The sequence below is a fragment of the Pseudomonas anatoliensis genome (genome assembly GCF_017976235.1).
GTDB lineage: Bacteria > Pseudomonadota > Gammaproteobacteria > Pseudomonadales > Pseudomonadaceae > Aquipseudomonas > Aquipseudomonas anatoliensis.
In genome coordinates, this window is the sequence record NZ_JACVHC010000005.1 from 618,956 (window position 1) to 641,249 (window position 22,294).

A 22,294-nucleotide genomic window follows, 5' to 3' on the forward strand; every position below is an offset into this window, starting at 1 on the left:
GGCGACCGGTTCTGTGGCCGAGGGTGGCCAGATCACCTACACCGCAACGCTGACCAACGCCGCTGGCTCGCCGGTGACTGTGACCCTGAGCAACGGCTCGGTAATCACCATCGACGCTGGCAAGACCACTGGCACCGTGACCATTCCTGCACCCGCCGACGACGTCTACAAAGACGCAGGTTCCGTGCAGGCAACGATCAGCACCGCCACAGGTGGCAACTTCGAAAACCTGGTGCCAAGCACAACACCAGCCGTGACCAGCGTCACCGACACCATCGACACTACGACGGTGAAGCTGACCGCCACCGGCACAGCGGCTGAAGGCGGCAATGTCGTCTACACCGCCACCGTCGGTGCTCCAGTAACCGGTTCTCCAGTTGTCGTGACCTTGGCTAACGGTCAGACGATAACCATCGGCGTCGGCCAGACTACTGGCACCGCAACAACAACCGCGCCGAATGACGCGTTGACCGGTCACACCCCGCTGACCAACTCGATCACCAACGTAACCGGTGGCAACTTCGAAAACCTCGTAGCCGACAAGACTCCGGTTTCGACAACCGTGACCGACACCGTCGACACCACCAATCTGTCGCTGACGGCGACCGGTTCTGTGGCCGAGGGTGGCCAGATCACCTACACCGCAACGCTGACCAACGCCGCTGGCTCGCCGGTGACGGTGACCCTAAGCAACGGCTCGGTAATCACCATCGACGCTGGCAAGACCACCGGCACCGTGACCATTCCTGCGCCATCCGATGACGTCTACAAAGACGCCGGTTCCGTGCAAGCAACCATCACCAGCGCCACAGGTGGCAACTTCGAAAACCTGGTGCCAAGCACAACACCAGCAGTAACCAGCGTCACCGACACCATCGACACCACCACTGCCAGCATCACCGGCAGCACCTCGGTAACGGAAGGTCAGACCGCCAGCTATACCGTCAGCCTGACGCACCCGGCGCAAACCGAGGTGACCCTGAAAATCGTCTACAGCGGCACCGCTGCCGACGGTTCGGACTTCACTGGCGTGTACACCGTGAAGATCCCGGCCGGCGCCAGCAGCGCGCAGTTCAACGTCGCGACCCTCGATGACAAGATCACCGAAGGCACGGAGAACTTCGTGGTCAAGATCGACACGGCCACTGGCGGCAACTTCGAGAATCTGGCGGTCAGCACCACCAATGGCAGCGTCAGCACCTCGATCATCGACAACGATGCGCCACCGGTTATCGATCTGGACGCCAACAACTCCAGCGGTGCAACCGGGGCCGATTACAAGGTGACTTTCACCGAAAATACTCCGGGCGCAGGTGTGTCGATTGCCGACACCGATATCAGAATCACCGATCCGGACAGCACCATGCTGACCGGCGCCACCGTCGTGCTGACCAACCGTCAGGACGGCGATGCGCTGAATCTGGGCAACAGCGTCAACGGCATCACGATCAATGCCAACAGCACCAACGGCACTGTCACCCTGACTCTGTCGGGTAACGCGACGCTTGCCGATTACATGCAGGCGATCAAGAACATCAGCTTCACCAACAACAGTGAAGATCCGAGCACGGTGCCGCGCATCATCACCGTGACCGTGACCGATGGCGGCAACTACTCCAACACCGCGACCACCACGGTCAACGTGCTGCCAGTCAACGATGCACCGGTTGCAGCGCCGATCAATGTCACCGGCACTGAAGACACCCCGCTGATCCTCGGCTGGTCGACCTTTGGTGTGACGGACGTCGACAGCCCGGCCAGCAGCCTCGGGGTGAAAATCACTCAGTTGCCGGGCGAAGGCAAACTGCAGTACCTGGACGGTTCGACCTGGAAAGACGTCGCCAACAACCAGACCTTCAGCAAGGCTGACATCGACGCTGGCAAGCTGCGTTTCATGCCGGACGCCAACGAGTCGGGTGTGAACGGTTACGGCGGCACCGGCATTGGCAACAAACAGGCTGACTACGCGCAGATCAAGTTCCAGCCAACCGACGGCCAATTGCTGGGCAACACCGGCACCGTGAAGATCGACATCACGCCAGTGGCGGATGCCCCGACCTTGGGCGTTGCCGATAACAGCGTGAAGTCGACCGGGCTGATCAAGGAAGTCTGGACCGGCCTGTCGGGCCTGGGCACCAACGGCAACGGCGCAGATTCGACCACGCTGAAAAACGTGATCGACGGCGCTGGTACGCCGAACTCCAGCGGCAGCGTGACCAACGTGCAGTCCGACGGCAGCGTGACCGCTGGCACCGCTTCAAAGACGTCCGGCCTGATCTTCCTCGAAGCCGGCAAGACCTACACTTTCAGCGGCATCGCCGATGACAGTCTGCTGATCACCATTGGCGGCAAGAATGTGGCGTCGGGTACCTGGGGCGCGGGCGGCGCGATCAACGGATCGTTCACCCCGACCACCAGCGGCTACTACACGCTGGACATCTACCACCACAACCAGAGCGGCCCGGGCAGTTACGACGTCAACCTGTCGGTCAACGGCAGCACGCCGATCGACCTGAGCAGCGCCGGCGTACCGATCTACACCGGCGTGCAGGATCTGGTGAATTCCGGCGTGACCGTCTCCGACCTGCACGGTACTAACGGCGAAGGTTATTACGACGGCTACAAGCTCAACACCGGCGCCGAAGGCACCACGGTGAAACTGTCGGCGATCAACACCGCCCTGACCGACACCGACGGCTCGGAAACCCTGAGCGTGAAGATCAGCGGCGCGCCGGTCGGCTCGGTACTGAGCGACGGCGCCGGCCATAGCTTCACGGTCACCGCGAGCAACGGCGAAGCCAACGTCACCGGTTGGAGCCTCGGTAGCCTGACCGTGACCCCGCCGACCTACTACAACGGCCAGTTCAACCTGACCGTGACATCAACCTCCACCGAAGCCGTGGGCGGTTCGGCCAGTAGCACCGCGACCATTCCGGTCACCGTGGTGCCGGCGGTCTACAACGCCATTACCGCGACTTCGGCTGACGACACTGTCGTCGGTACTGACGGCAACGACATCGTTGTCGCCGACATCGGCGGTCTGACCGTGGTGCCGGGCACCAACTACAACATCGCGTTCATGGTCGACAGCTCCGGCAGTATGAGCGCCTCTTCGCTCAACGCCGCGAAGGACTCGCTGACGTCGGTGTTCAACACCCTCAAGCAGAGCCTGGGCGGCAGCAACTCGGGCACGGTGAATATCTTCCTGGTGGACTTCGATACCCAGGTCAATAAATCGGTGTCGGTGAACCTCAACGATCCAAATGCGCTGACGCAGCTCAAAGCCGTGCTGGATTCGATGGGCTCCGGCGGCGGCACCAACTACGAGGATGTGTTCAAAACCACAGCCAACTGGTTCCAGAGTGCTGATGCGGTGGCCAACTCCGGCGCGAAGAACCTCACGTACTTCATCACCGACGGCCAACCGACTTACTACCAGGCCAGCGAGCAGACCAACCCGACGCTGTACGGCAGCGTCAAGTTCGACAGTGTGGTGACGACCAGCAACTACAAGCTGGGTGACACCTTCAGCACTTACATCGACAACACGCATTACCTGAGCATCAACTCCAGCGGCTTTGCCCAGTTGCAGACGTACTCCAACCGTTATGGCTGGTCCACCACCAATCTGGGCACCGTACACGCTCAGGGTGACGGCACTTACGAGCTGTCCGGCCTGGCAGGTAGCGGTAACAGCACCGACTGGTACACCACCAGTAACTCGACCAGCAGCTTCTCGTTGCTCAGCAACCTGTCGAACGTCGAAGCCATCGGCCTTAACAGCGGCGTCAGCCTCAGTGACCTGAAACCGTACGATTCGGACGGCGTGCCGCAGACCAACATCGATCCGAAGGATTTGGCCAACTCGATCATCGGCCACACCGAAGCGACGATGCCGGGCAACGACACCGTCAACGGTGGCGCCGGCAACGACATCCTGTTCGGCGATCTGGTCAGCTTCAACGGCATCGCCGGCGAGGGTTACCAGGCAATGCAGGCGTTCGTCGCCAAGGAAACCGGCGTCGAGGTCAGCAAAGTCAGCACCAGCAATGTGCACCAGTACATCACCGAGCACTATCAGGCGTTCGATGTATCCGGTGCGCATGACGGCAACGACACCCTGTTGGGCGGCGCGGGCAATGACATTCTGTTCGGCTCGGGCGGCAATGACGTGCTCGACGGCGGCAAAGGCAATGACATCCTGCTGGGCGGCACCGGCAACGACACACTGATCGGCGGTCAGGGCAATGACATCCTGATCGGTGGTTCCGGTGCCGACACCTTCGTCTGGAAGTCGGGTGATACCGGCAACGACGTGATCAAGGACTTCAAAGCCGCCGAAGGTGACCGTATCGACCTGCGTGATCTGTTGCAGGGCGAAACCGGCAGCACCATCGACAACTTCCTGAAGATCACCACGGTCGATGGCACGTCGTCGCTGCAAGTCAGCTCGGCAGGCAAGTTCAACTCCGGTGACGCTGCCGCAGCAACGCCGGACGTGACGATCAAACTGGAAGGCAACAACTGGTCGAGCGCCAACATTCACAACCTGATTGCTGGCAGCGACCCGACCATCAAAGTCGACCACAACAACAGCTGATCCGCGTACAAAACGGCCGCCCTTCTGGGGCGGCCGTCACGTTTGCGATGAGCGCAGCGGTGACGATTGGGTCGCCGCACCGCATACTTGCGCGCAGTTGGCTATGCTGCTGACAGCATGACGCTGGTTCATATCTGAGGGATGCCCAATGTTTTACGTGCAACGCGATGCGCAAGGTGAGTTGATTCGCGTGGAAGCTGCGGCCTACGCCGAGGCCACGGAAACGCTGCCGGCCGACCATCATGAAATCCAGGCGTGGTACGCCAACGAAGCCGTGGAAAACAGCCTTAAACAGCTCAAGCAGAGCGACTTTGAGATGATTCGGGTACTCGACGACCTGATTCAGGTGTTGACCAGCAAAGGGGTGATCCGCGTCACCGACCTGCCGGAAGCGGCCCAGGCCAAGCTGATGGACCGGACTCAGGCGCGTGAGGCATTGGGCGGGTTGAGTCAGTTGATTGATGAGGATGAGGGCGGCTTGATTTAGAAGCAAAAGATCGCAGCCTTCGGCAGCTCCTACAGGGAACGCATTCCAATGTAGGAGCTGCCGAAGGCTGCGATCTTTTCGCTTTCAAATCTTGAGATTTACTTCCAAGGCTTGGGCTCACCGAGCAACTGCCCCTGAACCCCATACAAGCCCATCTCGCGAATCACCGACAACTCCCCTTCCGTCTCGACCCGCTCGGCAATCAGCGGCAGATCAATGCTGTGCGCCGCGCGCTGGATGGCTTCGATAAACAGACGCTTGTCGCTCTCCTGATCAATTGCCCGAATGTAGCTGCCATCGATCTTCAAGTACGCCAGCCCTAGCCGCGCCAGGTTGCCGATCATGCTGAAGCGTCCGCCGAAACGTTGCAGGCTCAGAGAGAAACCCAGTTCACGCAGACGCCGGGTCAATTGCTCCAGCACCGCTTGTTCCGGCAATTGTTCCTCGCCGATCTCAAGGGTCAGGCGTGGGCCGAGGTTGGAATGCATCCGCAAAATCTCGAAGATTTTGTTCAATGCCTGTGGGTCCGCCAACGTTGCCGAAGACAGGTTCAGCGCCAGCGAATCCTCATGTTCTTTCATCTGCTCAAGCACTCGCTCCAGCATCAGGCGATCGAGCCGCGCGGTCCAGCCGAAGCGCTCCAGCCACGGCAAGAAACGGCCGGCCGGGACGGTCTGGCCCTGCTCGTCGAGCAAGCGCGACAGCACTTTGTAATGCAGCACCAGTTGCGTGTCCTGCGCGGCCACCACTGGCTGGAAATACAACTCGAAGCGCTGCTGACTCAACGCCTGATCAAGCAAGCGATGCCAGGCATGGTGATCGTCGCCAACATCGGCTGTCAGACTGTGATCGATACACGCCCAGTTCTGCTCGCCCTGCCCTTCGGCCTGGGCCAATGCCTGATCGCCTAGGCTGAGCACCGCTTGTGGTGAATCGCCGTGTGCAAACGGTGCAAGACCGATCGAAGCAACCGCCGCCACGTCAGTTGCGCCGGTGGCGTGCAGGCTGCTCAGGGCACTGTCGAGGTTCTGCGCCAGTTGCAGCGCTTCCTCACGCACCAGGCCCGGCGCCAGCACGGCAAACTCACCGCCACGAATACGCGTGACGAGGTTCTGGGTTTCCGGGTATTTGGCGCATTCGCGCGACAATTGCTCGCCGACCGCTTTCAACAATTCATCGGTGCGCTGACCACCCAGGCGCTGGTTCAACCCGGCCAGATCCTTGACCCGTAACAGCAGCAGATAACCTGAGCTGGCCTGCTCCGGGTTGCTCACGCGATTGTTCAGTTGCATCTCGAAATAACGGCGGTTGGCCAGCCCCGTGAGGTTGTCCTGATAGGACTCGGCACGCAGCTTTTCGCTGCGTTCGGCCTGCTCCTGAAACAGCGCCTTGAGCTTCTCGACCATCTGGTTCATCGCTTGCACCACACGGCGCAGTTCAGGGGTGCGCGGCAGGTCCGGCAGGCTGAGGAATTCACGCCGGGCGATGGCGTGGGACTGCTTGACCATGTAATCCAGCGGCTTCAACTGCCGGCGCAGCAGCAGCGCGCCGAGCACCGCACTCACCGCGCCACACATCAGCAACCAGCCGAGGCTGCCCAACGCGCTCTGCCACAGCTTGGCCACGGCAAACATCGGGTGGCTGACCACCTCGACCCGCGCTGCCTGCTCCCAGCCGCGGCTGACCAATGCGTCGCCCCCGGCCGGCTCCAGACCGATCAGTTTGACGAACCAGTCCGGCACGTTACTCACCGTGGGGGCGCCGTTGCGCTCGACGATGGTCTGGTCGGTCTTCACATCGACCACACGGATGCTCGCGTAGTAACCGCTGTCGAAAATCGAGCTGACCAGCAGCTCGACCATCGCCGGGTCGTCGATATTCGGCGTCAGCGACAACGCCAGCGCCGTGGCGGCGTCCTGAGCGTGAGAGCGCAACTGGTTGACGTACTGGGTACGCGAGCTCTCCAGACTGACCATGAAGCTGCCGGTGAAGGCGACCACCAGGAACAGACAGATAGCGATCAACAGCTGTTTGAACAAAGACATCTGAGCGCGTGCTCCTAGTTAATCGTTTCGACCGCGAAACCTTCGGCCTGCATTTTCTTCAGCACATCCTGCCAGCGCGACAGGCGTTTGGTGTCGCCGACCTTTTTGTTGCCCTTGGCGCCCGGCAAATACAAACCTTCAGCATTGAAAGAGTAGACCGGCAGCAAATCGGTTCGCTGGGAGGCAGGCTGAATCGGATCGATCAGGCTGTCGAGCACCAACGGCATGGCATCGGGAGTGGCATAGTACGTCAGCACCATGTGCGCGCGGTTCTGGCGCAGTGCCTTGACGTAGGTGATGCGCAGCTTGTCACTGGAAACACCGAGGTGGCGCAGGCTGAAATACTTGGCGATTGCATAGTCTTCGCAGTCGCCGGCGCCTTTCCACAGCGCTTCGATCGGAGTTTCCCAATAGTCGACCTCACGCCACAGATCAATGTCTTCGACATAGCGCACCTGTTTGTTGAAGAACAGGTTCACCACTTTGAGTTTTTCCATTTCGCCGACCTGTTTCTGCGTCGCTAACAGATTTTGCCAGGCATCGATCCGCTGCTGGCCGGCGCCCAGCGGTCCGTAGATCGCCGTGGCCTTGCGGCTGATCGCGGAAAAATCCCAATCGGCATGCAGACCGCCCAGCATGACGCCGGCCAGTAACAGTGCGCAGCCAAGCCAGCGCAGCGTCCGAGGGATCGCGAAACGTACCGCCACAGCAGGTTTCCAGGGGGCAGGAAGGAAAGCGTTTGATGGTGAAGCTTAGCCGGGTAAAAAACAATGGCACCATGAGATCATCGTGACCGCGCTAAACTTGTTTAAAGGCACTGAACCTCTACATGGTTTGACAAGCTGTAGAGCAGTCACTAGTGTCATTTGGATCCAAATTCAGTCGACATACAGGGTGCGTAGTCGTGACACAGAAGCCCAAACCGCTACAGAGCATTAAAGTCGATGGGCCTATTCCTGCACACTTGGCTCGCTCGATCATCGAAGAAACCTTGCGCGCCGCCATCCTTGATGGTCGTTTGCCCTGCGGCACCGCCCTGCGCCAGCAGGATCTGGCCGATCTGTTCGGTGTCAGCCGCATGCCCGTGCGCGAAGCCTTGCGTCAGCTTGAGGCGCAGGCGCTGCTGAGCGTGACCGCGCACAAAGGCGCAGTGGTTGCGCCATTGATTCAGGGTGATGCCACGCAAACCTACGAGCTGCGGATTTTGCTCGAGTCCGAAGCCATGCGCCAATCCATTCCGCTGCTGACCGCTGCCGATCACGAGCAGGCGGCCAGGTATATCGATGAGCTCGAGACTCAGCACGATTACACGGAGATCGGCCGGCTCAACCGTTTGTTGCACATGGCGATGTACAGCAAGGCACCCAACCGGCGGCTATTGCGCCTGGTCGAAGACGGGCTCAACGAAGAAGAGCGCTTCCTGCGCTTCAACCTCGAGGCCATGGGCCTGGGCAAGCTTTCTCAGGACGACCACCGCGCCATGCTGCAAGCGGTGATCGAGCGCGATGTCGAGCGCTCCGTGGCACTGCTTGAGCAGCACCTCAACCGCGGTGTTGAAGTCATCACCCGTTATCTCGCCAGCCCGGCGGCGCTAAGCCGCAAGGCCGCACGCTGACTCTGCACGCCGGGACTGGACTTAACTGTCTGCCCGGCGAATAACCCGCTTACAAATCCCCCTCCCTACGTCTTCGAATCCACTGGCATATCCCCCCCTGCGCTCTAACCTCCCTGCGCCTATCAGGCCCGAAATATATGCACCTCACCGGAACGAATCGGTAATAGCCGTGGCGGCCATTTACGCTCAGTCTTGAACGGCCAAAACAATAAAGAACGGGCGACGCACCGCAATGCGGGTGCAGTCCCCGCAACAGGAACCTACGGAAGGAGCCTTGTCACGGGAAAAGGAAAGAATCGGCGCCGTTCCAGGCCACCTTTCGTCCCCCTCAAATAACTCGATATTAATTTTAAGAAAGTTGCTTCGAGTGAGGCATTCACTCTGTTTATTCGATTTTGGTCTTTATTGACTGAAAGGAGCAACTTCGCCTCAATAAAACTTGTTCAAAGAGTTTTATCGGACACTCTCACGCTTAAAAAGACAGCAACTAAAAATAATTAAAAATACACTTGTTAAGTTATTTGCCGATGTATTAGCTTTTCTCCGCCGAGCTTGAGATCTCTTCTCCTGGCGGACATAGACCGACAGCGCGACCAATAGATGGCGAGACCTCGCCTGACTACCGTGCTGTACTGCACATACATTCAGTTCAACTTCATTGGTTTGTATGAGGTCATTGCTCGCCTGTAGAAAGAATAACGAGCCGACGTTCCATTGATTACGCACTTGCAAAGTATTGTCCATTTCATATCAAGGATAGAGCCCCGTCATGCCTAATACAAAGCACCAACTTGCCCTGAAAAAAGCCGAGCTCAGCGCTCACCCGATTTTTGCCGAAATTGATTCAATGACTGTTTTGCGACGTTTCATGGAAAGCCACGTGTTTGCCGTGTGGGACTTCATGTCACTGACCAAACGCCTGCAACAGGAACTGACCTGCACTCGTCTGCCCTGGCTGCCGCCGCGTGATCCGCATGCTGCGCGCCTGATCAACGAGATTGTCCTCGGAGAGGAATCCGACGACCGCCTGAGCCACGGTCATTACAGCCATTTCGAGTTGTATCTGGATGCCATGCGCGAAGTCGGCGCCAGCACCTCGGCGGCAGAACGCTTCGTCGCGCTGCAAAAGGAAGGCGTGAGTTATGACGTGGCGCTGCAAAGTGTCGACGTCGATCCGGCAGCCGCGCAATTCGTCCGTGACACCTTGCGCACCGCTCTGCATGCACCGGGGCACAGCGTTGCTGCCGCGTTCCTGCATGGCCGCGAAAGTGTGATCCCGACCATGTTCCAGCGCATTCTCGACGACTGGGGCATCGGCATCGAACAGGCGCCGACCTTTCGCTATTACCTGGAGCGGCACATCGAGGTCGACTCCGAGGATCACGGCCCGGCGGCGGAGCAGTTGCTCGAGCGCTTGGTCGATGGCGATCCGCAGCGCGAGGCCGAGGTCTATGCCAGCGCCATCGCCGCCGTCGAAAGCCGCATTGCCCTGTGGGACGGCCTGCGCGTGAGCATGCGCGAGCCGTTGGCGGAGGTTGCCCAATGAACGCCGCCGACTATCAGTCCTTTGCCGATGTCTGGGAAAGCCGCGCGACCATCCGCACGCGCCCGCGCCGCGTTCTAGAAAACGACGAGCGCCTGATCTATCCGCTCAGTCGCCAACCACTGGTGCTCAGCGAAACCTTCCTGCGCGAATGCCCACAGCAACGTGATTTCGCCTTGGTGCAGACGCTGTACAAATTCATCAACGACGTGGTGATTTTCGAGACCGAAATCGTCGACAAGACCGCGCGCAGCATCGCCAAGAACCGCTTCGCCGTAGCGTTCCCGTTCGCCTGTCGTTATGACGCGATGACCGTGGTGGTCGACGAGGATTACCACGCGCTGGTGGCGATGGATTTCATGCAGCAGACGGTGGCCATGACCGGCATCGAGCCGATCCGTTTGCCGGATCAAATCGAACTGAGCCGGGCGATTCCCGCCGCTGTCGCGCTGGCGCCGGAACATCTGCGCAGCGCCGTGGAACTGATCTGCGTGGCCATCGCCGAGAACACCGTGACCGGCGACGTGGCGGCGTTCGCCCGCGACGACACGGTCAAGCCGTCGATCAAAGGCCTGATGGCCGACCACTTGCTCGACGAGGGTCGTCATTCCAGTTTCTGGGCGCGGATGGTGCGCATTTATTGGCACACCGCGAGCGAGGCCGATCGAGAAGCCATCGCGAACATCCTGCCGGTGTTCATCGGCCATTACCTGACCAACGACATCCAGAAATCCTTCGATTTACGCCTGATCGATGCCCTGCCGGTCAGCGAAGGCACGCGCCTTTTGCTCAAGGAAGAGATGACCGGTCTGGCCTTCCCGATCAATCGCCATCACCCGCTGGTGGGCAACATCATCAAGTTTTTCCACAACAGCTCGCTGCTCGAAACACCGTGTGTGCAGCACGCCCTGCGCGACTACCTGGTTTGAGGAGGCCGACATGAAACGTCTCGATATTTTATTGATTGGCGCCAGCCAGGCGATGACCGACCTCGCGCAGGAACTTGAACAGCAGGGCCACTCACTGGATCGCAGCGGCGCAGCGAAATCGACAGTGGATTTGATCATTGATGATGGCTTCATCGCGGCCGGCGACTTCTGCGCGATCCCACACCTGCATTTGCGTTTGGGTGTCAGTGGGCATAGCAATGCAGGTCTGCCGTCGATCGACCTGCTGTGCTTCCTCGGCTCGTCACTGATCAGCCGCGTGCCGATTGGCGATGAGCCGTCCGGCAACGGGCAGGCATTGCGCCAAAGGGTGCTGATGCACGTGGTGGACGAAGTGTCGTTGCTGGTCAGCCGCTACTCCCGCGACCCGGAATACTTGCGGCATGCCGCTGCAGTGACGGCGCCGGATTTCGAGCGGCTGGAAAACCTGCAGTTTCTCGACAGCCTTGCCTACGTTCATCGCCATAACGCCACCGCGAATCCGGTCTTGCTGAAACAGGCGCAAACTCCGCTGATAGAAGGTCTGCAACAGAGCCTGATTCGCCACGCCGATCGCCCTGCGCTGCACCTCTTCGAGCAGTCGGTCAGCTATCGCCAGTTGCATGCGCACAGCCAAGCGATTCAACAGCGTTTGCAGCCCCTGCTCGACCAGCGTCCGCAGCCTTGGGTAGTAGGCATTTGTCTGCCGAAAAGCCCCGCGCTGTTCGCCTCGATTCTGGCGATTCTCGGCAGTGGGGCGGTGTACTTGCCGCTGGAACCCAGCCATCCGTTGCAGCGCCAGCAATACATTCTGCAAAACGCTGGCGCGCTGCTGTTGCTGCATGACGGTTTGCATCCGCTGAGCGAATCGATGCCGGGGCTGGATGTCAGCCGCATCGACAGCGCCGACGCAGACCTCGCGCAACCATTGATGCGCCAGCGCCCCGAACTCGACGCGCCGTGCATGGCGCTCTACACCTCGGGCACCACCGGGCATCCGAAGGGTGTGTTACTCAGTCAGGCAAACCTTGCGCACTTCACTGCGTGGTACGCCGACTACACGCAACTCAATACCAAGAGCCGGGTACTGCAATTCTCTTCGTTGAGTTTCGACTCGTCGCTGATCGACATTTTCCCGACCTTGCTCGCAGGCGCCGAACTGGTGGTGCCCGACGACACGCAACGGCGCGATCCGCTGCAACTGGTCGCACTGATTCGCCGCCGACAACTGACTCACGCGTTCCTGCCTCCGGCGCTGTTGAGCATCCTGCCGCTGGAACAATTGCAAGGCGTGCATCAGGTGATGACCGGCGGCGATGTCTGCGAGCCGTTCGTCATCGAACAACTGACCCGCCAAGGCAAACTGCACAACCTCTATGGGCCCACTGAAGCCACGGTGCTGATCACCGCGCGGCAACTTACACCCGGCGACAGCAACCGCACGCTCGGTGCGCCGATCGCCAACAGCCAGGTGCTGATTCTCGATGACGATCTGCAACCGGTGGCCGAGCAAACCGTCGGCGAGTTGTTCATCGTCGGGCCCGGTGTCTGCCTCGGTTATCTCAACAATCCACAGCAGACCGCCGAGCGCTATCTGACCCTCGACCTGCCGGGCGGCGAGCAACTGCGCGCCTATCGCAGTGGCGACATGGCCAAGTGGGGCGAGCACGGCATCGAGCTGTGCGGGCGACGCGACAATCAGGTGAAGATCCGTGGCTTTCGGGTCGAGCCGGAAGAGATAGAACGCTGCCTGCGCGAGAGCCAGTTGTACCGGCAAATCGCGGTGGTAATCGACCCTGAGCGACGGATTCTGGCGTTTCTCGCCCAGCCGCAAACGGACGCTGCCCGCGACGCATTGAAAGCCCACGCCCAGCAATTTTTACCGGACTACATGCAACCGGTGGCGTGGACTGAGCTGCCGGACATGCCGTTCGCCAGCAATGGCAAGGTCGACCGCAAAGCGCTGCTGGCGTTACCGGTGAGCGTGCAGGACAACGGACCGAAATGCCTGCCGGCCAATGAAGACGAAGCGTTGTTGCTGGAGATCTGGGCGGAGTTGCTGGAGCTGCCGACCAGCGATATTTCCACCGACGAGAGCTTCTTCAATCTCGGCGGTCACTCGATCCTGCTGTCGCGCATGTTGTTGCGCTTGCGTGAAGAGTTTGGCCGCAGCATCTCGATCAATCGCTTCATCGAACAGCCGACCATCATCAAACTCGCCACGCTGGTGCGCGGCACCGATGACAGCGCCGTACTCAGTGGCCAAGCCATGGCCGACGCCGAGCGTGCGCTGGATATCGAACCGTTGCCAATCAGCCGCATGGGTGATGTGCACAAGGTGATTGTCACCGGCGCCAACAGTTTTGTCGGCGTGCACATCGTCGAGGCGCTACTCGGTTGGGGCGCCAGTGAAGTGGCGTGCCTGGTGCGCGACGGGGGCGGGCAAACAGCGGCGCAGCGCTTCGCTCAGGCACTGCGCGAAAACCGCCTGGAACATCTGGATCTGAGTCGGGTGCGGGTGTACGCGGCAGACATCACGCGTCCGCAACTCGGGCTGGGGGACGACGACTATCAGCGGCTGGACCGTGAGTTCGGCGCACTGGTGCACAACGCGGCCAACGTCAATCACGTCCTCGATTACGAGTCGCTGGCAGCGGACAACGTCGAGCCGATTTTCGAGCTGCTGCGCCTGTGCGAAGGGCGCAGCAAAAAGGTCTTCAATTTTGTCTCGACACTGTCGGCTTCAAGCACGGTCGACGACGCCGGTCGGGTGCTGGAATTGCCTGCCGCGCCGACGCCACCGATCTACATCCGCAACGGCTACAACCTGTCGAAATGGGTCGGCGAACGCATCCTCGAACGGGCGCGGACGCTTGGTGTACGGGTCAATCTGTATCGCCCCGGCAACATCAGTTTCAATAGCCTGAGCGGCGTCTGCCAGCCGCACAAAAACCGCTTGATGCTGATGCTCAAAGGCTCGATTCAGCTCGGCCAGGTGCCAGCCTTCGCACTGAATTTCGACCTGATGCCGGTGGACTTTCTCGCCCGCTTCATCGCCTTTCACGCCAGCCGTTATTCGCCCGAACGCGCGGTGTTCAACCTGCACAACCCCGAACCCCTGAGCTGGGACGCCTACGTCGCCTCCTTCCGCGACACCGGCAGCGAGTTCTCGCTGGTCAGCGTCGCCGACTGGCAACAACAACTGGGACGGGTCGACGCCGACAACGCGCTGTTCGGCGTGCTCGGGTTCTACCTCAACGGCTTCGAAGAAGACATCGGCGACATCTCTCTGATCGGCCACGCCAACGCGCAAGCCGGCGTGCAGCAGATGGGTGCGCACTACCCGGAAAAATCCCCGGCGCTGCTGCGCCGCGGCTGCGATTACCTGAAAGAAATCAACTTCATCTAGTTCATCAAAAAGGAGCAACACCATGAACACTCTGCAACCCGACACCCTGATCAAAAACCCGCACGGCTGCCACGTGATGTCTTCGGTTGAAGTACCAGCAGACGCGACGAAGGTCTGGGCGGTGGTCGGCAACTTCGGCGGATTCGAGCGTTTCATTCCGGCGCTGTCGCACATCGAAATGACCGGCGAGGGCGTGTCCTCGCTGCGCAAGAAATTTTTCAAGGATGGCAACGTGGTGGTCGAGCAACTCAACTCCCGCGACGAGCAGGCGCGGAGCATGACCTGGACGACGATCTACAACACGCTGGGCGTGGCCAATCTGTGGGCGGCGATGAAGGTTGAATCGCTGGGTGAGGGAAAGTCGCGGGCGACCTGGACGATCATTGCCGAGCCTGCCGACGCAGGAGCGGAGGCGTCGCCGGGGTTCAAGGATTTTGTACAGGGGTTTGCGGATGATGCGATGGGGAATGTGTTGAAGCTGTTTGTTTAAGGCTTAAGTTGGGCGGTGGGTGAACTACCGCTATCGCTGGCAAGCCAGCTCCCACAGGGTCCAGGTCGTTCACAAATGTTGTGTTCGCCAAAAAACCTGTGGGAGCGGGCTTGCCCGCGATGAACGATAACGCGGTCAGATCTTGAAGCTGTCCACCAACTGCTTCAGGCGATTGGCCTGTTGCGACAACGCATCACAATCCTTCAACGTCTCGTTGAGGTTAGCCACGCTCTGCTGGTTCAACATGTTGATCTGGTTAACGTCGACGTTGAGGGTTTCCACCACCGCCGTCTGCTCTTCAGTCGCGGCCGCAACCGACTGGTTCATGCCATCGATTTCGCCGATGCGCTGGGTCACGCTGACCAGGCGCAAACCGGCCTGGTTGGCCACTTCAACGCTCTGCTCGCTGGACGCCTGACTGGCGTTCATGGTGCTCACCGCCTCACGCGAACCGACCTGCAACGAAGTGATCATCTTGTGAATCTCTTCCGCCGATTCCTGGGTACGATGGGCGAGGTTACGCACCTCGTCCGCCACTACCGCAAAACCACGTCCGGCTTCACCGGCACGTGCTGCTTCAATGGCGGCATTGAGCGCCAACAGATTGGTCTGCTGCGAAATGCCTTTGATCACATCGAGGATGTGGCCGATGTTGTCGGTGCTGGCGTTCAGCGTTTCGATCTGCGTGCACGACAGGCTGATCTTCTGCGACAACTCGGTCATCGCCAGAATGGTTTGCTCCACCACCTGGCGACCGTCATCGGCCTGCTCACTCGCGCCACTGGCGTGCTGCGAAGCATCGGCAGCGTTGCGGGCGATTTCCTGAGTGGCGGCACCCAGTTCGTTGATCGCGGCGGCGACGCTGTTGGTGCGCGCACTTTGCTCGTCCGAACCGACGATGGAAGCATTGGACGAGGCCATCACGCGTTGCGACAGATCATGTACCTGGCGGGTCGCCGAAGACACTTCGGAAATCGACGCGTGAATCCGCTCAACGAACTGGTTGAACGAGCTGCCCAATTCACCGAATTCATCTTTGCTCTCGACCGCCAGACGACGAGTCAAATCGCCTTCGCCCTGTGCGATGTCCTGCATCGCGCGGCCCATAGTGATCAGCGGACGCATCAGCACGGTGATCAAAAGGCTCAGGAACACGGCAATTGCCCCCACCGCCACGAACATGGCGATCAGCGCCGAAGTACGGAACTGGCTGAGTGCGGCGTAGGCCTTGTCACGATCGATCGACAGACCGATGTACCACTCGGCATTCGGCAGACCGGTGACCGGGGTGAACGACAGGATGCGTTCCTGACCATTGAGCACCACGTTCTGGTTGCCCTTTTCGATGCGGACGCTGGAGTTCGGGTAGATGTCCTTCAGATTCTTCATCACCTGATCTTTGTCCGGGCTAACGATCACCTGACCGTCACCGCTGACCAGAAACGCATGGCCGATGCCACCGAAGTCCACCGAGTTGATGATCTTCACCAGGGTTTCCAGGCTCAGGTCACCGCCGACCACGCCAATCAGCTCGCCGTTCTTCTTCACCGGCATGGCAATGGTCACCACCAGACCGCCGACGGCGGCCATGTACGGCGGTGTCAGCATGGTTTTGTCGGCTACGACAGCTTGCTTGTACCAAGGGCGCTGACGCGGGTCGTAACCGTCCGGCATCTTCGCATCTGGGCGCTGGGTGAATACACCGTTGGCCTGGCCGACGTAGGTGAACTGGAAGTTCGAGGTGAAGGCCGGTTGATCAACGAGGCCCGGGAAGTCGGCTTCCTTGCCCTGATGGGCAACGTTCTGCGCGAGGTTTTCCAGCACCAGAACCCGCCCGCTCATCCAGTTCTGAACGCTGCTGGCGGTCAGATCGCCGGCCTGCTGCACGGAGGACTGGAGGTTCTGGCGAATGGTGTTTCGCTGCAGATAGTCGTTGTAAAGGGTGAATAAAGCGAAAGCCAGGACCACGACGCCCGAGGCGGCCAACAGGATTTTATGGCTGAACTTGAGATTCATTTCATGGGACTTCTTATGCAAAAGTGGGTATGCGTTCGGGGATGCAACATTCCATGTAGCTCCAAATGTCCAATAGCTGGCAGGCAGCGTTCTGATGGCCGCTCTACTTTGGTGCACGCATGTCTCACCAGTCTTTCGGCACGCTTCGGAGAAATCTTAGGGTTGTGTGGGAAATGGATGGCATTAATGCCGGATTCCCGCCGAACGGCGTGCCAGAGCGCTCGCCACAGTGTTTTTTATGAGCGTTATTCGAGTGGAGGTTGCAAAATTTCCTACCCTTGATAAAAATGCGACTAATTATCATTTGTGTCGTTCGAGCTGGCGCGTTCATGTCCTCACCTGAGTTTGCAGTACAGGCGCTTTACAGTAGTCATCACGGCTGGCTGAATGCCTGGCTGCGCGCGCGACTCGGCAACGCGGCCGATGCGGCGGATCTGGCGCAAGATACTTTTGTACGCTTGCTGCAACGCACCGAACGTCTCGAACTCAAGGCCCCTCGCGCCTTCCTGCGTACCATCGCGCGCGGCCTGGTGATCGACCACTGGCGCCGTGAAGAGATCGAACGCGCGTATCTGGAAACCATCGCCCATCTGCCCGAGGCCGAAACGCCGAGCGCCGAAGCCCGCGCGCTGGTGATCGAACTGCTGGAAAGCATCGCGCGCATGCTTGAAGGATTGAAGCCAAAAGTGCGTCAGGCGTTTCTTCTGGCGCAGTGCGAAGGTTTGACGCACAAACAGATCGCCGAGCAGATGGGATTGTCGCTGCGTTCGGTCGAGCGCTACGTCGCCGATGCGCTCTATCACTGCTATGTGCTGCGGTACGAGGGCTGATGCCTGTGGACAAGGTATCCCTCGCCCGCCGTGCCGAGCCCCAGCAACAGGTGGTCAAGCAGGCGATTCACTGGCTGCTGCGTCTGCGCAACAACCACGGTAATTCAAGCTTGAGTCGCCAGTGCGAACAATGGCGCGCCGAGCATCATGAACATGAACTGGCGTGGCAACGGGTGCAGTCGCTGCAAGCCGAATTGAGCCACAACCTGCGCGCGGTGCCGGATGCGAAAGTGGCGTTGAATACGTTGGAAAACAGTGCGCAGGGCTTGGGCCGGCGCCAGGCATTGAAGCTGTTGTCTGGCGCATTGTTGCTGGGCTCCGCGGCATGGCTGGCCAAGGACACCTCGGCCTGGCAGCAATGGAGCGCCGACTACGCCACCACGACGGGCGAGCGGCGCGGTTTCCAGTTGCCAGACGGCACGCGGATCGAACTCAACACCGCCAGTGCGGTGGATCTGGATTACACCGCGCAGCAACGGCTGATCAAACTCACCCGCGGCGAAATTATCGTCACCTGCGGCGGCGCGGATGAGGGCTCACCCTTCGAACGGCCGCTGCGCGTGCAAAGTCGTCATGGCGTTTACGAGCCGCAGGGCGCGCGGTTCGTTTTACGCGAGGAAAGCGATTGCACGCGACTGAGCGTCACCAGCGGGCGCGTCGCCATTTACGCCGGCGGTACCTCGATCGAGGCGCTCGCCGGGCAGAGTTATCTGATCGATCACCATCACGTGCGTCCGGCGCCACCGCTGAGTATGGATGTCGGCGCGTGGGCCGACGGTTTGATCGTCACCCGCAATATGCGTCTGGGCGATTTCCTCAGTGAGGTCGGTCGTTATCGTCAGGGCTTTTTGAACTGCGCCTCGGATGTCGCTGAGTTGCGCCTGTCCGGCGTATTCCGCCTGGAGGACACCGACAAACTGCTGGCGATCCTGCCGCAAACCTTGCCGGTGCAACTGCGCTATCGCACCCGCTGGTGGGTAACTCTGGAAGCTGCGGTCTGAAATTTTTTTGGCGGGTTTTCGCAGCAAGTCCGGCTTAGTCAGTAAGCACTTCAACTCAGCCTTCGCGACTTCCTACGGAAACCTGAAATGACTGTCCGTACCACCTGTAAGAACCCTCTGAATTCCACTGCCGAATCGGGTCTGCTGCGCCACGCCGTTCGGGCAGCACTGTTCTCCACCGCGTTGGGCGTTGGTGTCCTACCGAGCCTGAGCCTGGCCACCACTGCCGGTGCCAATGAGGTCAGCCATCGCTACAACATCGCCGCCGGGCCGCTGGGTGATGCGCTGAATCAATTCGCGCGCCAGGCCGGCATCACGTTGTCGATGACCCCACAGCAGACGCAGGGGCGGCAATCCCTGGGGGTACAGGGCGAATACTCGACCGATCAGGCCTTGAGCCATTTGCTCGGCGGTTCGGGGCTCGAAGCGGTCAGTCAGGATGGCAGCAGCTATGTTCTGCGTTCAGTCGCAGAAACCGAAGCGCTGGCCTTGCCGACCACAGACATCAAAGGCTTCGCGCTCGGCAACGCGCTGGGCAGCATGGACGGCTACAACGCCACTCACAGCCAGATCGCTACCAAGACCAGTACAGCTTTGCGTGAAACGTCGCAAAGCGTGTCTGTGGTCACCCGTGAGCAAATGGATGACCAGGGCGCACAAACTGTTTCGCAAACGATGCGCTACACACCGGGCGTGCTGACCAATCCGTATGGCGCCACGCACCGTTACGACTACGTGGCGATGCGCGGTTTCAACGACGGCTCGGTGGATAACATCTACCTCGACGGCCTCAAGTCGATGGGCGACAGCGGCACCTACAGCACCATGCAGGTCGATCCGTATTTCCTTGAGCGCGTGGACATTCTCAAAGGCCCGTCGTCGGTGCTCTACGGCCGCAGCTCGCCGGGTGGTCTGGTGGCGCTGACCAGTAAAAAGCCGTTGTACGAGGCGTATCACCAGGTGCAAGCCACGGTCGGCACGCAAGGCCAGCGCGGTGTCGGTTTTGACTTCAGCGGCCCGGGCGATGACGACAAGCGCATCGCCTATCGTCTGACTGGTCTGTCGGATCAGTCAGACACGCAATTCGACCACAACAAGGAAAAGCGCTTCGCCCTCGCGCCGACCCTCAGCATTGATTTCAGTGAAGACACTTCGCTCACGCTACAGGCGTATCTGCAACACGATCCGGATGGCGGCTACCACGGTGGCGTACCCGCCGACGGTACGATTCATCAGCGTAATGGTCAGCGGATCTCACCGAACTTCTTCGAGGGCGAGCCGAGCATTGATGGCTATTCCCGGGATCAGCAATCGTTCGGTTATCAATTTGAACATCGCTTCAACGATGTCTTCACAGCGCGGCAGAACTTCCGTTACCTCGATTCCAAAGTGAACATGGATCAGGTCTATGCCTATGGCTGGACGTCGCCGACCAGCAACGAGTTGAATCGCTACTACACGGGCGGTGACGAGCGCCTGCATGCCTTTATCGTCGACAACATGCTGCAGGCCGAATTTTTCACCGGCGCGACCAAGCACACAGTGCTGATGGGGGCGGATTATCAGCGGCGCAAAACCGTGGTTGACTGGACCAGCGGCGGCCTCGCCCCCATCAACGCGTTCAATCCGGTGTATGGCAACTCCGCGATCGACATGTACGGCGAGACCAGCTATCTACGTCGCCTGGAGCAAACCGGCGTTTACCTGCAAGACCTGATCGAGATGGACAAGTGGCGCTTCTCGCTGGGTCTGCGTCAGGACTGGGTTGAGACCTCTGACGAAAACCGCATCGCCGAGGCCGGGCGTCCCAAGGGCACCGAAATCAACGACCAGCGCACCAAGCTGACTGGCCGCGCCGGTGCGCTGTACCTGTTCGATAACGGCTTGGCGCCTTATATCAGCTACTCCGAGTCGTTTAACCCGAACTCCTATGCCGACAGCGCGGGCAATCCGTTAGCTCCGACTGATGGCACGCAGTGGGAAGTGGGTCTGAAGTATCAGCCACCGGGCACTGACGACCTGTTCACCGCGTCGCTGTTCCACATTGATCAGGAAAACCTGGCGACCAAACTGCCGCAGGAAAACTTCTACCGCGCTGTAGGAGCCGTCCGCTCTCAGGGTCTGGAACTGGAAGCGCACATGCAACTGACCGATAACCTGAAAGTCCTCGGCAGTTACACCTTCACTGATATCGAGTACTCGAAGTCGATGGTCAGCACGCTGAGCACCCCGACCGACGTGATCGAGAACAAAGGCAATTCACCGACCCAAGCGCCTCGGCACATGGCGTCGTTGTGGGCTGACTATAAGTTCGACAGCGCGGCACTCGATGGTCTGCGTTTGGGCGGCGGGGTGCGTTATGTCGGCTACAGCTGGGCGGACGCGGAGAACACCATGAAGGTGCCGTCCTACACGTTGTTCGACGCGTCGATTGGCTACGACCTGGGCAAAGTCGGCTTGAAGGGCGTTGACGTACGCCTGAACGCGAACAACCTGACAAACGAGTCCTACGTGGCTTCCTGTGCCAGTCTGAATTTCTGCTACATGGGCGAAGAGCGCAACGTCGCTGCCACGGTCAATTACCAGTTTTAAGCCCAACGCCTTGTGCATAAAAAAGCCAGCCCCTGATATTCAGGGGCTGGCTTTGTCGTATCTGTGGGGAAAATTTCATGCGCGCATTTCTGATTTTATTGCATCGTTATCTAGGGCGGGCCACCGCAGTTTTTTTACTGCTGGCCGGTATTACGGGAGCATTCCGGCGTTTAACTTATACGGCGCAGGATTTAGACAGCACGACACTGAAGCACATGGCAAATGCTGGCTGTTCTTTCACGGTACGGATGGGCGATTGCCAGGGCAGGGAACGTTGGGAGAACGGGTTTATCGGGAACTGGCGTCTATATCTGGTGGCGCCAGTGGCAGGCTCGACGTATCAGCAAGGCTCGCAAAGTAGCTTGATAGTTTGATTTTTATGGCTCTGAAACAACAAAACCCCTGTCTGCGTTAGCAGACAGGGGTTTCGGAATTTAATCTTGACGATGACCTACTCTCACATGGGGAAACCCCACACTACCATCGGCGATGCATCGTTTCACTACTGAGTTCGGGATGGGATCAGGTGGTTCCAACGCTCTATGGTCGTCAAGAAATTCTATAACTGGCCCGTCAACACGATGACGAGACAGCAAAAACGGGTACTTCTACTAAAACAAAACCCCAACTGCTTTCGCAATTGGGGTTTCGGAATTTAATCTTGACGATGACCTACTCTCACATGGGGAAACCCCACACTACCATCGGCGATGCATCGTTTCACTGCTGAGTTCGGGATG

12 protein-coding genes, 2 rRNA genes and 3 pseudogenes are annotated in these 22,294 nt (G+C 59.5%); 11 read left to right on the forward strand and 6 right to left on the reverse strand.

Annotated features, from left to right (window positions below; translation table 11 throughout):
• Both ICA16_RS19595 and ICA16_RS19600 read left to right on the forward strand, forming a co-directional pair.
• A pseudogene (locus tag ICA16_RS19595) lies at nt 1-4,600 on the forward strand (LapA family giant adhesin); the annotation flags it as partial.
• Nucleotides 4,601-4,748: 148 nt separating this feature from the next.
• A complete protein-coding gene (locus ICA16_RS19600; protein WP_042557024.1) occupies nt 4,749-5,087 on the forward strand; it encodes a hypothetical protein in 339 nt (112 codons plus the stop codon).
• 98 nt (nt 5,088-5,185) lie between these two features.
• Here ICA16_RS19600 and lapD read toward each other — a convergent pair whose 3' ends face one another.
• A complete protein-coding gene (gene lapD / locus ICA16_RS19605) occupies nt 5,186-7,132 on the reverse strand; it encodes a cyclic di-GMP receptor LapD (RefSeq protein WP_210701292.1) in 1,947 nt (648 codons plus the stop codon).
• A 14-nt stretch (nt 7,133-7,146) separates the two neighbouring features.
• The gene (lapG, locus tag ICA16_RS19610; protein ID WP_210701293.1) at nt 7,147-7,839 is read right to left on the reverse strand and encodes a cysteine protease LapG; all 693 of its coding nucleotides are present in this window, start codon (nt 7,837-7,839) and stop codon (nt 7,147-7,149) included.
• 197 nt (nt 7,840-8,036) lie between these two features.
• On the opposite strand from lapG, the gene ICA16_RS19615 reads away from it, so the two are divergent.
• From ICA16_RS19615 to ICA16_RS19635, 5 genes are all read left to right on the forward strand, one after another.
• Entirely contained in the window at nt 8,037-8,747 is a 711-nt protein-coding gene (locus tag ICA16_RS19615) for a GntR family transcriptional regulator (RefSeq protein ID WP_150605462.1), read from the forward strand.
• Nucleotides 8,748-9,516: 769 nt separating this feature from the next.
• Nucleotides 9,517-10,293, forward strand: a complete 777-nt coding sequence (locus ICA16_RS19620) for a DUF3050 domain-containing protein (RefSeq protein ID WP_210701294.1) — start codon at nt 9,517-9,519, stop codon at nt 10,291-10,293.
• On the forward strand, nt 10,290-11,219 hold the full coding sequence (locus tag ICA16_RS19625) for a diiron oxygenase (protein ID WP_210701295.1): 930 nt from the start codon (nt 10,290-10,292) through the stop codon (nt 11,217-11,219). The genes ICA16_RS19620 and ICA16_RS19625 overlap by 4 nt, the downstream gene beginning before the upstream one ends.
• Before the next feature lie 10 nt (nt 11,220-11,229).
• Complete coding sequence (locus ICA16_RS19630; protein WP_210701296.1) at nt 11,230-14,625, forward strand: amino acid adenylation domain-containing protein; 3,396 nt, start codon at nt 11,230-11,232, stop codon at nt 14,623-14,625.
• A gap of 22 nt (nt 14,626-14,647) precedes the next feature.
• Complete coding sequence (locus tag ICA16_RS19635; RefSeq protein ID WP_210701297.1) at nt 14,648-15,115, forward strand: SRPBCC family protein; 468 nt, start codon at nt 14,648-14,650, stop codon at nt 15,113-15,115.
• A 135-nt stretch (nt 15,116-15,250) separates the two neighbouring features.
• On the opposite strand, the gene ICA16_RS28520 is transcribed toward ICA16_RS19635, so the two are convergent.
• On the reverse strand, nt 15,251-16,036 hold the full coding sequence (locus tag ICA16_RS28520; protein ID WP_371262348.1) for a methyl-accepting chemotaxis protein: 786 nt from the start codon (nt 16,034-16,036) through the stop codon (nt 15,251-15,253).
• Nucleotides 16,037-16,105: 69 nt separating this feature from the next.
• Nucleotides 16,106-17,131: pseudogene (locus tag ICA16_RS28525) on the reverse strand (HAMP domain-containing protein); the annotation flags it as partial.
• Between the two features lie 329 nt (nt 17,132-17,460).
• Here ICA16_RS28525 and ICA16_RS19645 point away from each other — a divergent pair.
• The 4 genes and pseudogenes from ICA16_RS19645 to ICA16_RS19660 form a co-directional block, all read left to right on the forward strand.
• Nucleotides 17,461-17,961 (forward strand): sigma-70 family RNA polymerase sigma factor, encoded by a 501-nt coding sequence (locus ICA16_RS19645; RefSeq protein WP_150605468.1) that lies wholly within the window; start codon nt 17,461-17,463, stop codon nt 17,959-17,961.
• Entirely contained in the window at nt 17,961-18,962 is a 1,002-nt protein-coding gene (locus tag ICA16_RS19650) for a FecR domain-containing protein (protein WP_210701298.1), read from the forward strand. The genes ICA16_RS19645 and ICA16_RS19650 overlap by 1 nt, the downstream gene beginning before the upstream one ends.
• 87 nt (nt 18,963-19,049) lie before the next feature.
• Nucleotides 19,050-21,554 carry a TonB-dependent siderophore receptor gene (locus ICA16_RS19655; RefSeq protein WP_210701299.1) on the forward strand — a complete coding sequence of 835 codons (2,505 nt, stop codon included), beginning with the start codon at nt 19,050-19,052 and terminating at the stop codon, nt 21,552-21,554.
• Nucleotides 21,555-21,672: 118 nt separating this feature from the next.
• Nucleotides 21,673-21,920 (forward strand): annotated as a pseudogene (locus ICA16_RS19660) (PepSY-associated TM helix domain-containing protein); the annotation flags it as partial.
• 72 nt (nt 21,921-21,992) lie between these two features.
• On the opposite strand, the gene rrf (ICA16_RS19665) reads toward ICA16_RS19660, so the two are convergent.
• Nucleotides 21,993-22,108 (reverse strand): 5S ribosomal RNA (gene rrf, locus ICA16_RS19665).
• Nucleotides 22,109-22,213: 105 nt separating this feature from the next.
• Nucleotides 22,214-22,294 (reverse strand): 5S ribosomal RNA (gene rrf, locus ICA16_RS28565); the annotation flags it as partial.

Excerpts from the sequence above, each read along its gene's own strand:
- ICA16_RS19635 (WP_210701297.1), top strand. The coding sequence starts at position 14,648 with ATGAACACTCTGCAACCCGACACCCTGATCAAAAACCCGCACGGCTGC.
- ICA16_RS28520 (WP_371262348.1), bottom strand. The coding sequence starts at position 16,036 with ATGGCCTCGTCCAATGCTTCCATCGTCGGTTCGGACGAGCAAAGTGCG.
- ICA16_RS19600 (WP_042557024.1), top strand. The coding sequence starts at position 4,749 with ATGTTTTACGTGCAACGCGATGCGCAAGGTGAGTTGATTCGCGTGGAA.
- ICA16_RS19625 (WP_210701295.1), top strand. The coding sequence starts at position 10,290 with ATGAACGCCGCCGACTATCAGTCCTTTGCCGATGTCTGGGAAAGCCGC.
- ICA16_RS19630 (WP_210701296.1), top strand. The coding sequence starts at position 11,230 with ATGAAACGTCTCGATATTTTATTGATTGGCGCCAGCCAGGCGATGACC.
- ICA16_RS19620 (WP_210701294.1), top strand. The coding sequence starts at position 9,517 with ATGCCTAATACAAAGCACCAACTTGCCCTGAAAAAAGCCGAGCTCAGC.
- lapD (WP_210701292.1), bottom strand. The coding sequence starts at position 7,132 with ATGTCTTTGTTCAAACAGCTGTTGATCGCTATCTGTCTGTTCCTGGTG.
- ICA16_RS19645 (WP_150605468.1), top strand. The coding sequence starts at position 17,461 with ATGTCCTCACCTGAGTTTGCAGTACAGGCGCTTTACAGTAGTCATCAC.
- ICA16_RS19650 (WP_210701298.1), top strand. The coding sequence starts at position 17,961 with ATGCCTGTGGACAAGGTATCCCTCGCCCGCCGTGCCGAGCCCCAGCAA.
- ICA16_RS19655 (WP_210701299.1), top strand. The coding sequence starts at position 19,050 with ATGACTGTCCGTACCACCTGTAAGAACCCTCTGAATTCCACTGCCGAA.